This is a genomic window from Sphingobacterium sp. NPDC055431, from assembly GCF_053644255.1.
The window spans coordinates 104,921-117,625 of the sequence record NZ_JBSHLH010000013.1; the positions used below are offsets into that span (position 1 = coordinate 104,921).

Annotated in this window: 13 protein-coding genes; 6 read left to right on the forward strand and 7 right to left on the reverse strand. The window is 39.1% G+C overall.

Annotation, left to right across the window (positions count from 1 at the left end; translation table 11 throughout):
- The first annotated feature begins 151 nt into the window (after positions 1-151).
- The 6 genes from ACWIB3_RS12680 (at position 152) to ACWIB3_RS12705 (ending at position 6,418) form a co-directional block, all read left to right on the forward strand.
- Positions 152-2,017, forward strand: coding sequence for a hypothetical protein (locus ACWIB3_RS12680; RefSeq protein ID WP_454291776.1), 1,866 nt, complete (start codon positions 152-154; stop codon positions 2,015-2,017).
- Positions 2,018-2,116: 99 nt separating this feature from the next.
- Positions 2,117-3,103: a GTP 3',8-cyclase MoaA gene (gene moaA / locus ACWIB3_RS12685; protein WP_454291777.1), complete on the forward strand. Its 987-nt coding sequence runs from the start codon at positions 2,117-2,119 to the stop codon at positions 3,101-3,103.
- 1 nt (position 3,104) lies between these two features.
- On the forward strand, positions 3,105-4,304 hold the full coding sequence (locus ACWIB3_RS12690) for a molybdopterin molybdotransferase MoeA (protein ID WP_454291778.1): 1,200 nt from the start codon (positions 3,105-3,107) through the stop codon (positions 4,302-4,304).
- A gap of 6 nt (positions 4,305-4,310) precedes the next feature.
- Positions 4,311-4,787 (forward strand): cyclic pyranopterin monophosphate synthase MoaC, encoded by a 477-nt coding sequence (moaC, locus tag ACWIB3_RS12695; RefSeq protein WP_313258630.1) that lies wholly within the window; start codon positions 4,311-4,313, stop codon positions 4,785-4,787.
- Complete coding sequence (locus tag ACWIB3_RS12700) at positions 4,765-5,394, forward strand: NTP transferase domain-containing protein (RefSeq protein WP_454291779.1); 630 nt, start codon at positions 4,765-4,767, stop codon at positions 5,392-5,394. The genes moaC and ACWIB3_RS12700 overlap by 23 nt, the downstream gene beginning before the upstream one ends.
- The gene (locus ACWIB3_RS12705) at positions 5,384-6,418 is read left to right on the forward strand and encodes a ThiF family adenylyltransferase (RefSeq protein ID WP_454291780.1); all 1,035 of its coding nucleotides are present in this window, start codon (positions 5,384-5,386) and stop codon (positions 6,416-6,418) included. Before ACWIB3_RS12700 ends, ACWIB3_RS12705 begins: the two co-directional genes overlap by 11 nt.
- Here ACWIB3_RS12705 and ACWIB3_RS12710 read toward each other — a convergent pair whose 3' ends face one another.
- The 7 genes from ACWIB3_RS12710 to ACWIB3_RS12740 form a co-directional block, all read right to left on the reverse strand.
- Positions 6,419-7,336 (reverse strand): bestrophin family protein, encoded by a 918-nt coding sequence (locus ACWIB3_RS12710; protein WP_454291781.1) that lies wholly within the window; start codon positions 7,334-7,336, stop codon positions 6,419-6,421. It abuts the gene before it with no gap.
- A 146-nt stretch (positions 7,337-7,482) separates the two neighbouring features.
- Entirely contained in the window at positions 7,483-9,876 is a 2,394-nt protein-coding gene (locus ACWIB3_RS12715) for an FdhF/YdeP family oxidoreductase (protein ID WP_454291782.1), read from the reverse strand.
- A gap of 22 nt (positions 9,877-9,898) precedes the next feature.
- The gene (locus tag ACWIB3_RS12720) at positions 9,899-10,249 is read right to left on the reverse strand and encodes a DUF7009 family protein (protein ID WP_254528551.1); all 351 of its coding nucleotides are present in this window, start codon (positions 10,247-10,249) and stop codon (positions 9,899-9,901) included.
- On the reverse strand, positions 10,246-11,127 hold the full coding sequence (gene fdhD / locus ACWIB3_RS12725; protein ID WP_313258643.1) for a formate dehydrogenase accessory sulfurtransferase FdhD: 882 nt from the start codon (positions 11,125-11,127) through the stop codon (positions 10,246-10,248). The genes ACWIB3_RS12720 and fdhD overlap by 4 nt, the downstream gene beginning before the upstream one ends.
- Before the next feature lie 39 nt (positions 11,128-11,166).
- Positions 11,167-11,583 carry a molybdenum cofactor biosynthesis protein MoaE gene (locus ACWIB3_RS12730; RefSeq protein ID WP_254528547.1) on the reverse strand — a complete coding sequence of 139 codons (417 nt, stop codon included), beginning with the start codon at positions 11,581-11,583 and terminating at the stop codon, positions 11,167-11,169.
- A gap of 1 nt (position 11,584) precedes the next feature.
- On the reverse strand, positions 11,585-11,827 hold the full coding sequence (locus ACWIB3_RS12735) for a MoaD/ThiS family protein (protein WP_454291783.1): 243 nt from the start codon (positions 11,825-11,827) through the stop codon (positions 11,585-11,587).
- Positions 11,828-11,838: 11 nt separating this feature from the next.
- A complete protein-coding gene (locus ACWIB3_RS12740; RefSeq protein ID WP_454291784.1) occupies positions 11,839-12,588 on the reverse strand; it encodes a sulfite exporter TauE/SafE family protein in 750 nt (249 codons plus the stop codon).
- Positions 12,589-12,705: the final 117 nt, after the last annotated feature.

Below are 12,705 nucleotides of genomic sequence, written 5' to 3' on the forward strand. Positions count from 1 at the left end.
TACCTACCAATAGGTATTTCCATCCATTATTTATTACTGTAATTTAGAATAGGTTAAAATTCATTCTGCGTAAAGCAAACCTGCAATCAGTTATTACTTTCTATTACACTAATGGCAATCAAATATTGCCGACACCTAATTATTCTTTGTTATGAAAAGCCTTCTCTATCTTTTCTTCATCATTCCAATACTTTCATTAGGACAGCATCCAGTGAAACCCAATATTCAACCCACTTATGCTGATGCAGTATATCTCGCCAAATTGGAAAATCTGGTCAAAACTAAACAAGTTGAAAACTTACGCTCCTTTTCTGAGGAAATAAAGACGGTCTTAGAAAGGTATAATATCAATGAAAGAAACGCCGATCAAATACAAAACCCATTCCTGCAGGATTTACTAAATGCCATAAAGATTATACCTTCCGTGGACCAAGCGATTTCTCAGGATTCTTCTAAAGCTTTCACCGATATTGATGAGGATACTGATGTGCCAGGGAAAGCTAAGGATTTAGATCTTAAAGCTATTGCGTTAAGTACAGCTCCAGGATTTGGTTGGGAAGCAGCGGTAATCAATGGTCTTTCTACATTTATGGCGAATCGATTCAAACAGGAAGTCATTTATTATGGTTTAAATAAACTATTTGAACGGATCACAGATAAAGAAGAGGAAATATTCGATGCCTTACTCCCTGAAACTTACCAAGAAACCAAAAGGTTATATGGTCAAAAAAGTTATTACAGTGCAGATTTGATATTCCTAAGACAGGTGGTGGATAATGACCTGGGTAATATCCATAAAAGACTGGCCAGTGAAGCATATCGGGTTTTTCCAAGAATCCCTCCTCAAGGTGCGGACATCCTAAAAATTGCTGCCAATCTTCACGCTGACTTAGGTACTGGAATTTCACTCCCAGGTATATTTCAAAAATTGAACAGTGAAATCTACCATGATCAGGAAATTGCTAAAGCAGTCGCCATAAACCACCTATTATCCGAAGCCTTGCGAGATACAGTTGGAGGTACAAGTACTTGGATCAACATCAATCGACTTAATTTCTCTGACCCCAACAATAAAACAAAAAGATATTTTATCGGCCTGCTAAATGAACAATTTAAACCCTATTCCAACAATTATGACATCAACCAATTTGAGAACTCAATAAAACAATTACTGTTCTATTTTGATGAGCTAAATGCCGCAAGCCAGTTTATTGCCAAAAACAATTATTACCTCAATACCGAACAGGGTCTGACACTATTAGGTATGCTCCAATCCTCATTTTCAACATTCTTGAAATCAGGCACTGCAGAACGTGTTTTCAATTTAAACAAAGAATATCTCGCCTTCTTCTCAAATTATCAGGACTTCGCTTCCTCCTTGGTGCGACGAGATTATCAAAAAGCACTGGTGAGCATTTTAAGCCAAATGAGAGATTTCCTACCTGTCGATAAAGAAAATACCTATAGAAGATCATTGATCTTTATGGTTCAACTTGCGGAAGTCGAAGCAGATAAAGACATGGAAAAACTATTGGAAGCCTATGCCCTACCTATTGGAGGCAGCTCCATCAAAAGAAATAGCAATTTTAACATCAGTTTGAATGGATATGTCGGATTAACAGCAGGAAAAGAGGTTGCATATGGTTCTGAAAATCAAACAAAAACCAATATTGGACTTGCAGCTCCCATCGGCGTATCGGTCAGTTTTAAAAATTACATCACTTTCTTTGCGAGCATTATTGATCTAGGAACGTTAGTAAATGTTCGTTTGAACAATGACACTACTTTTTATTCAAACCTAAAATTTGAACATTTCCTTGCTCCAGGTGTAGGGTTCTATATTAATCATAAATCTTCTCCCCTAACCTTTGGGGTACATTATAATTATATACCAAGCCTAAGAACCATAAAGATCGGCAATGGAGAAGCTGCTATCACGGAAGAGCATATTTCTGTCTCCAGATTCAATGTTTCCGTATTGGTAGATATTCCATTGTACACACTTTTTAATAAATAAAATTAACCATAGGATATTTATTCCCACAATCTGTCCCCAAATTGCCTTAATTCCTATTAAAACATTAAGTATATTTGGTAGAGGACATCTATGAAGGATATGTTGAAGGATAAATTTGGGCGAACTATTAATTATTTACGGCTTGCTGTTGTTGACCGATGTAATCTACGTTGCACCTACTGTATGCCCGAAAATGGCCTTCCCTGGATCAAGCAAAGTGAATTGATGACAGATGATGAAATAATCAGAATTTGCAACATCTTCACTCAACTTGGCGTAGATAAGATCCGTATTACCGGTGGTGAACCTTTTGTAAGGAAAAACTGCATGGAACTGATCCATAGAATTTCCCAAATTAACAAGCTCAACGAATTAAGCATCACAACCAATGGTATCTTGACCGAACCTTTTATTCCGCAGCTAAAAGCTGCTGGAATCAAATCTGTCAACCTTAGCATAGATACCTTAGACGAGAATAGATTCTTCAAAATTACCCGTAGAAATGAATTTTGGCAGGTCATGAAAACCATGGAAAGCCTGCTCTCGAACAATATTCAAGTAAAGATCAATTGCGTTGTAATGGACGGTCAAAATATTGAAGACATCATTCCATTGGTCAACCTGGGCAAGACCCTCCCAATTGCTGTCAGATTCATTGAAGAAATGCCTTTCAATGGTGATAATAAAGAGATTTCCCTAAAATGGAACCAGCATAATATATACCAGCATATCCAAGAACACTTTGAAGAAATAAATAAACTACAAGACCCAATAAGTTCCACCTCCTACAATTATAAAATACCTGGATTTAAAGGGGAATTTGGAATCATAGCAGCTTATTCCCGTAGCTTCTGCGGGGATTGCAACCGAGGACGCATTAGCCCATTAGGGGTTCTGAAAACCTGTCTATATGAAGGTGGGGGAATAAACTTAAAAGATGAAATGCGATTGGGAAAAACAGATATGGAACTAAAAGAATTAATCATACAAAGTGTACAGCATAAACCTAAAGATGGTTGGGAAGCTGAAAAAATTAGTTTAGATCCCAATACTATTCATCAATCAATGGCAACAATTGGAGGATAAAATGGAAATGATTACCGTTGCGCAAGCTGAACAGATTATCCTTTCTGAAAAAAGGGATTTTGGAGTAGAATCGATCCTTCTACTGGATGCTTTAGGAAGGGTACTCGCTGAAGACCTGACTGCGGATCGCGATTTACCTCCATTTGACCGAGCAACGGTTGATGGAATAGCAATCAATACTAAAGCTTTCTCTGCTGGAGTTCAGAAGTTTAAAATCCAAGCTGTTCAAGCTGCTGGAGAACATCCTATTTCGATTGCATCCATAGACTCCTGTATTGAGATCATGACGGGAGCAGCCCTAGACCCTTCAATGGACAGTATTATCCGTTATGAAGATATAAGCATTGAGAATGGCTATGCAGTCATCAATATTGAAGTTAAAAAAGGACAAAATATCCATGTAAAGGCTAAGGATAAAGCACAAGGTGAAGTCCTTGTGCAAGCCGGAAAAATTATTGAAGCAGCTATTATGGGAATTGCTGCATCTATCGGAAAAACTGAAGTCTTGGTAAAAAAACTACCCAGAATCGCCATTATTTCTACTGGTGACGAAATGGTATCCATTGATTCAGTTCCAAGCCCATATCAATTGAGACGGTCCAATGGCATCAGTATACAATCTGCATTGAAGACATATCAGATTTCGGCAGATGCATACCATCTCAACGATCATTTCGATGAAATCAAAGCAAAACTTGCTGAGTACCTCGTTCATTACGATGTACTGGTCATGACTGGTGGCGTTTCGATGGGAAAATATGATTTTCTACCAAAAGTTTGCTCCGCATTAGGCGTAACACAACTCTTCCACAAAATCAAACAGCGACCTGGTAAACCTTTTTGGTTCGGAAAGGATAAAAACGATAAACTGCTATTTGCATTCCCAGGCAATCCAGTTTCTGTATTTATGTGCCTTAATCGCTATTTGATTCCCTGGTTGGAGGCTTCATTGAATATAGAAGTATCTACTCCACAGTTTGCTATCTTACAAAATGACATTCAGTTTTCAATTGCATTACAATATTTTGCTCAGGTAAAACTGAAAGTGAATAATTTGGGACAGTTAACGGCAGAATCCGTGGACAGCAATGGTTCTGGAGACTTTTCACATCTCGCCGAAACTAATGCCTTTATAGAACTTCCCTTAGAAAAAAACAGTTTTAATAAGGGTGAAGTTTATCAAGTATGGACCTATAAATAGTATAGAATGACCGATTTTTCGCATATCAATAAAAACCAACAACCCAGCATCGTCAATGTCATGGATAAAAAGATATCTCAAAGACGTGCGACGGCCAAAGCAAGCATTGAACTTCCTCCATTAGTTATGCAGAAACTGACCGAAGAGAACTTCAATACCGCTAAAGGTTCCATTATCCACACCGCTATTATTGCGGGAATTATGGCTGCTAAAAAGACTGGAGAACTTATTCCATTATGTCATCCCATTGGTCTGGAGAATTGTGAAGTTGAAATAAAATTCAACGGTAACTTTCTTGACATATATGCCATAGCAGAGGTAGAAGCAAAAACTGGGGTTGAAATGGAGGCAATGACTGCGGTTTCCATTGCTGCATTGACCATTTATGATATGTGCAAAGCCCTCAGCCATGATATTATCATTCGAGAAATTAAACTGATTGAAAAAACAGGAGGAAAAAATGACTTCAAAAGGTCAGAATAAGGAAGCTGAAATCTACGGTCTGGTCCTCGCAGGAGGGAAAAGCCGTAGAATGGGAAAACCAAAAGATCTAATCCATTGGCATGGCAAGGAACAAAGATACTATGCTGCTGATCTGCTAGCAGGATTCTGTGATCAGGTCTTTATTTCCTGCCGTCAAGATCAAACCCAAGACTTTGACCCAAATTACCAGGCATTGACAGATACTTTCCTCAATATGGGCCCCTTTGGCGGTATCCTTTCAGCATTTCATGCCCATCGCGACAAAGCTTGGCTGGTTGTAGCTTGTGACCTGCCTTTGTTGGACAAAGACTCCCTAACCAAGCTAATGCAATCACGCGACTCTAATAAATTAGCGACAACCTATAAAAGCCCATTTGACGGTCTTCCAGAACCTTTGATAAGTATCTGGGAGCCAAAAAGCTATCCCTTACTGTTGAGCTTTCTAGCAAATGGCATTACCTGCCCTAGGAAAGTCCTGATCCATTCGGATTGCTTGATCTTAGACCCTATCAATCCTGATGCTTTAATGAATGTGAACAGTCCTGAGGATGCAGAAATAGCTGACAAAGCGCTTCAAGAACAAAAAAAAACTATAGATGGAACCTAATTTCGAAAGATATCAATGTCAAATAGCTTTACCAGGATTTGGTAATACAGGGCAGCAATTGCTCCAAAATGCCAAAGTCCTTATTGTCGGAATGGGTGGTTTGGGTTGCCCTGCAGCCCAATATCTTGCTGCCTCCGGTATTGGAACCTTAGGATTGGTTGATGATGATATCATTTCGCTATCCAATCTACACCGGCAGGTCTTATATGGACCACAAGATATCGATAATTGGAAAGTAGAAGTTGCATCAGAGCGACTTAAATTGCAGAACCCTGAGATCAATATTATCTCCTACCCAATCCGCTTGACCTCCAATAATATCATGGACCTCATCAAAGAATACGACTTGATCTTGGAAGGAACCGATAACCTAGAAAGCAAATGCCTCATCAATGACGCTTGTGTATTAGCTGGCAAACCATTGGTTTATGCTGCAATTTACCAATATGAAGGTCAAGTAAGTATATGGAATGTTAAACTTCAGGATGGAACCTATTCCACGAATTACAGGGATGTTTACCATGATATTGAAAACACAGTGGTGCCAAATTGTAGAGAAGGCGGTGTCATCCCCAGCTTAGCTGGAATTGTTGGTTGTATGCAAGCCAATGAAGCCATAAAATACCTTACTGGTATGCCGGATATTCTGGCTGGAAAATTATGGATCATGGATACATCAACAGGCAGATCAAGGATCATTAAACTAAAAAAATCGAATATTCAGATCAAGGCTTTACCGGAAAGCAATCCAACCATTACTTTAGAAGAATATAACCTCCATCCCGAAAAATTCGTCCTGTTCGATGTAAGAGAACCAGATGAGCACGAAGAATTTAATATTGGTGGCAAAAACCTTCCATTGAATGATTTGCATCAACACCTAAAGGAATTTGCAGCTATCGATTCTAAGGTGATTCTGTATTGTATGTCCGGAAAAAGAAGTAAAATAGCTGCCCGTATAATCAAGAAAGCTTTTCCAGACTTAAAAGTTTACTCCCTAAAAAACGGTCAATTAGACTTGTAGTTAGTCAATAATTTCTTGATACGGTTTTGGTTTCCTTGTATTCGGTAGCCCAACAAGCTCCTCAATGGTCTCTTCGATCATTTCACTCATGTTATTGAGTGCCAAATCATTCGCTTCCGCACCAAATGGTTCTTCAATTTCATCGGCTATGGCCTCAAATGCCACAAAAGTATAGGCAATAAATACCACGATTAATGGCATAAACCATCCCAATGAGTCCACTAAGCCAAATGGTAACATGGCGCAATAAATATAAACCGTCCGGTGAAGTAAGACGCTGTAACTATAGGGCAAAGGTGTCGAGATAATCCGCTCACAGCCCCCTAGAATATCAGAAAGCTTATCGAGGTTCTCATCCATTCTTGCCTGTTGAATAGAATCCATCCTCCCTTCCAACTTTGCTTGCTGCAGTTGCTCAGCCATGATCCGCATTATGCTGACTGGCTTATAATTACTGGACATGACAAGCTCCAAGCTTTTTGGATCTAACCTTTTCTCCATATCCTCTCTTGGATCGGTCCCTCGAAGTTGATGCTTCAAAGCAAAGACAAAAGCACTGATCAAACGGATAAATCCAACCACGAAAGTCTTGTTTTTCTCGCCATTATTTAAGGTCAAAATCTGCCTAGCCAAAGAACGTGAAGTATTTAACAAGGCTCCCCATAATTTTCGGCCTTCCCAAAAACGTTCATAGCTGGCATTGTTTCGGAATCCCAGAAAAAGGGCCAAAACAAAACCAAATAAAGTCAATGGGGCTGGATTTAAGGGAACTTTAAAATCCAGAACGGTTCCATGGAAATAGGCAACCAAAACAGAAAAGACCAAAAGCAGCAATAGTCTGGGCACCAATGCAGGTAATACCGAACCATGCCAAACAAAAAGCATCTTGAACCAATGCTCCTTCTTTCTAATAATCATATTATTTTAAATCTTAGCAGAATTAAATCAGCGTTCCAAATACAGGGAATCATTCTTGCACTTGGATTTTGCTGGAATCTCACTTGCCAAAGATAGGCTTAATCTTAGCTTCTGTCCAATTTATTGCCTTTTATTATGTTCTCCAACTAAGGCCTTTGAATAGCACCTTGATACAACATTTGATCAACCTTTTTGAAAACAGTTGGATCATGCTTTTTAACTTTGATTTTCACATATTTCGAGGCTGGCATGTTACTCTCTTTAACCACATTATTTACCGAAACAAGCACATTGGTCTCTGGAAAATAGGTTACCGTATTCTTTTCAGGAACCTGATAGGAAACAATAATGAATAATGGTGAAACACGCTCTATTCCATCATCAAAATTATATAGATCCACTTTATCTCCAGCTTTGAAACCAGCCTTATCAATATCCTTCTGGTTCATAAAAATAACCCTTCGCTCATTTTTGATGCCACGATACCGATCATCTAATCCATAAATTGTCGTATTGAATTGATCATGGGTCCTTGTCGTTGCCATCATATACTCATCATCAGCCAAGGTATTATCCGGAACCTCGGTTAAAGTAAATGGCGCCTTACCCTCTAATTTCTTCGAGAAATATTGTTTATCGCGTGCCTCATTAGGTAAATAAAAACCTCCTTTTTCACGAACGCGAACATTGTAATTATCAAAACCCGGAATACATTGTTCTATATCATCCCTGACCGCATCATAACTGTCATGATATCTTTTCCAATTTACCACGGAACGATCTCCTAAAGTCTCCATTGCCATTCTACATACGATCTGGGTCTCATTGATCAGATTATCCGAGACCGCATCCAACATTCCTTTCGACTGTTGAACAACCCCCATAGAGTTTTCAGTAGAAATAATCTGAAGCTCTCCATTCACTATATCTTTGTCGCTTCGACCATATGTTGGCAATATAATGGCTTCTTTTCCATGCACCAAATGCCCTCTATTGAGCTTGGTGGACACACAGACCAAAAGATTAAGCTTACGCAAGGCATTGGCCGTATATGTCGTATCAGGTGTAGCGGATAGAAAATTCCCGCCCATGCAGAACATAAATTTTATCTTTTCTTCATGCATAGCCTTAATGGCCCGCACCACATCATAGCCATGTTTTCTAGGTACCTGAAACCCATAGAAATTCTCAATTCTATCCAACTGTTCATTTGATGGTTTTTCATCAATTAACATGGTCCTATTTCCTTGCACATTACTGTGTCCGCGTACCGGACATACACCAGCTCCTGGAATACCGATGCTTCCTTTCAACAACAGGATATTTAGGATCTCACGAATCATATCTACCCCATTAGGTTGTTGGGTCAGCCCCATTCCCCAGCTGATAATAATGCGTTTCTTGAAGGCAATCATTGCTGCGGCCTCATAGATCAGGTCCTTGTCGACAGCAGCTTCTTTAGCTAGCTCATCCAGATCAAGATCATTGAACTGTTGCAGGAACTCATTAAATCCAACCGTCTTATTTTCAATAAATTGTTCATCAAACACCGAACCTGGATTCTTCTTTTCAAAATCTATCAAGAGCATTTCGATGGCCTTTAGGAGAGCCATATCACCATTGATCTTAACAGGTAAATAAAGATCAGCAAGCTTAACACCACCTTCCAAAACGCCAAGCACACTTTGCGGATCAACAAAACCCATCAGACCGGCTTCAGGTAAAGGATTGATGGCAATGATCTTAGCTCCATTCTTTTTCCCTTTGGCAAGGGCACTCATCATTCGAGGTGCATTCGTCCCAGGGTTTTGACCGATGATGACTATAACATCTGTATCATAAAAATCTTCTAAGGTCACTGTCCCTTTTCCAATTCCGATAGTAGGTCTTAAGGCCGAACCCGAAGTTTCATGGCACATATTGGAACAGTCAGGCATATTATTGGTCCCGAATTCCTTGGCAAATAATTGGTAGACAAAGGAAGCCTCGTTACTCGTTCTTCCAGAAGTATAAAATGCTGCTTGATCGGGTGATTCCAATGCATTTAAATGGGATGCAATCTTTTTAAAAGCATCATTCCAGCTGATGGGTTGATAATGAGTTGCCCCTTCTGGTAAATACATCGGATCGGTTAACCTGCCCATCTTCCCTATTTGGTAATCATCCAATTTGGCTAGATCAGCAACTGAATTTTCCTTAAAAAACTGTGGCGTAACACGCTTACTCGTGGCTTCTTCTGCCACTGCTTTTGCTCCATTCTCACAGTATTCACCAAGCACCGAACGTTCATCATCTGGATCAGGCCAGGCACAGCTCGGACAGTCAAAACCTTCCATCTGATTTACCTTGAATAAGGCTCGACCAGCACGGACTACGGCTTTCTCCTCAAATAAATCACTGAATACTGCCAAAACCGCCGGAATACCAGCCGCTTTTTTCTCAACTGGAGTCAATTTTAAATCCAATAACCTAAAGGGATTTTCCGCACTTGGTTCTGATTTAATTTCTTGCTCAATCAATTTTTTATCTCGTTCTTCCATAGCCATGTGATTTTCAAGTGGGTTAACACTTCATGTTAGGGTTTGGATAATTATCGCTTTGGTCTTCCAAAGTATTGTCCAAACACACAAAATCCTTTTCTAATAACAACTTTACTTTTCCCGTCAGGCCCTCAAATCCTACGACATCCGTCGAATACATTTGTTCAAGCAGATTAGCAGGGATTTTCAAGGTGATTTTATTTTCTACAAACTCTACGGATAATTCCGGCACATCCGCTCTTTCCACAGCATAAACAAATGCTTGTTCCAAGAATTCCGTCCTACTTGAAATATTCCCATCTTGGTATAGTGCATTTACTTCCGATTGTGTCAAACGAATCCGTACAGAATTATCTTTTATCCTAATTTTCATGATAAATTATTAATAGTCAAATTTGCTCCCTGATGATAGATATTAAACCTATTTTTACCTAGGAAACCCAACAAACTAACATCAAACTCTTTAGCGAGCTTGATCGCAAGACTGGATGGTGCACCAATAGCTGCAATAAAGGAAATACCCGCCATCGCAGCTTTTTGAACCAATTCAAAACTGGCCCGACCACTCAAGACCAAAATCCTATTCCTTAATGGCAATTGATTTTCCAAAAGGAAATAACCAATCAGTTTATCCAAAGCATTATGCCTACCTACATCTTCTCTAAGCCCTAATAGATTAGCTTCTAAGTCGAAAATACCAGAAGCATGTATACCTCCCGTTGAACTGAAATTATCCTGAAAGACCCTAAGCTTTTCAGATAATTGGTATAATACCTCCAGATCGATTTTCAGCTCTTCCTTTTCCATCTCTTGAAAAGAACTAACCGTCCGGATTGACTCAATGGAACCCTTTCCACATACCCCGCAACTTGAGGTCGTATAAAAGTTTCTATCCACATTCATTAATTCCGGCGTAAACCCTGATACAAGTTCAACAACAATACTGTTCTCATTGTTTCTGGAACAATCGGTTTTAGCATGTTCAATGTGTTTGATTTGGCCAAGCTCAGAAATAATCCCTTCGGTAAACAAGAACCCTGCAGCAAGTTCCATATCATTTCCTGGAGTCCGCATGGTAACAGAAAGATTCTTGATTTTCTTTTCATAATCATTCCCATACCGAACCTTGATTTCTAATGGTTCCTCCACCGAAACTTCATCCGTCATGGCATGACTGCTGTTTTCCTTGACCTTTATGATATCAAGTTTCTCTATGGAATTGTTTTTCAAGGCTTCTTCCTTCATCAGCATACAATCTTATCTATTAAATATACTAAATATATCCGCTACCTAAGGATGCGCAGATACCCATTCTTCCCCATTTTCAAAGACTTCCTTTTTCCAAATGGGCACCGTTTTTTTTAAGGTATCTATAATGAATCGGCAAGCATCAAAAACTGAATCCCGATGCCCATCGTTGACTACAATGATCACTGCAACATCTCCAGGATATAAAATCCCGACCCGATGTTGGATAACTACGTTCCTTACTGCAAATCTGGAAATGGCTTCCTCGGCTATCTTTCGCATTTCTTTTAGCGCCATGGCTTCATAACATTCAAATTCTAGTCGAATGACTGGTTTCCCCTTGGTATTGTTTCGCACAGAACCAATAAATGAAGCAGCCCCGCCACTCTCCAGATCCTTGGAAATTGCCAAACAATGAACAATATCAAGTACGTCAGCTGATATCTTAATTTCTACCATCTTAGCCTCCACTTACTGGTGGAATCAATGCGATTTCATCTCCACTGTTAATTATCTGCGTATCCTCTGCATACTCCTCATTAATAGCAAGCATATAAGATTTAAGTTTCGCCAATGGAGGGTATTTTTCCTCTAACAAAACCCTTAACCCTCTGACATATAGCACATCATTCACTTCCAAGTGAATCTCCGATGAGCCAAAAATTTCTTTTGCTATCCCAAAACCCAGCACTGTAATCTTCATTTTTATTTCTGCTACCAATATTTTATCAAAACATTTATTCCAGCAATTAATACAAGAACTGCTGTCATTCTTTTTACAATCAAAGGATTCCATTTGATGGACATCCTCGATCCTAACTGTCCTCCTAGCAATACCGAAAGACATAAAATTCCGATCCTTGAAAAGTTCATCTCGACTGATAGTTTTGAGAACTGACCGGCAATTCCAGATATGGAATTTATCAAAATAAAAGCACTTGAGGTTGCCGCAATTTTCTTGGCGGTATCCCATTTAATCAAATTGAGGAGGGGTGATAAAAATATTCCTCCACCAATTCCGACCAAACCAGACAAAAACCCTATTCCGCCTCCTAATATACTGTTTTGAACTACACCTGTCTTGCCCTGGTCTGTCCGCTCTACTTCAAATCTATTCCCTGTCTGGAGCCATAATAAAATTGCTGCTATCACTAAAGTAATTCCCAAAATCATAAAAAATGTTTCTTGGCTTAATTTCATGATAGCTCCTAAATAGGCCATCGGAACACTGATCAATGTTAATGGCAAAATTTTTCGCCAATCAACTTGATTATTTCTGATATAAATGATCACTCCACCTACAACCACGATTACATTGCATATCAGCGCAGTAAGCCTGATTTCCTGATACGGCAAACTGTACATGGCCAAAACCGCCAAATAACTTGAGCCTCCACCAAAGCCAACTGACGAATAAACAAAAGCAATCATCAGAAAGATCAGTACGAGTTCCCAATGCTCCATCTTAAACTAGTTTATTAAAAGTTTTAATTGTTGAATGATAAAACCTAATGGTTTTTAGTCCATTCAATTTAATAAACATTTATGGGATTCTATCCATAATTTAGGCTGAGCTTTAGT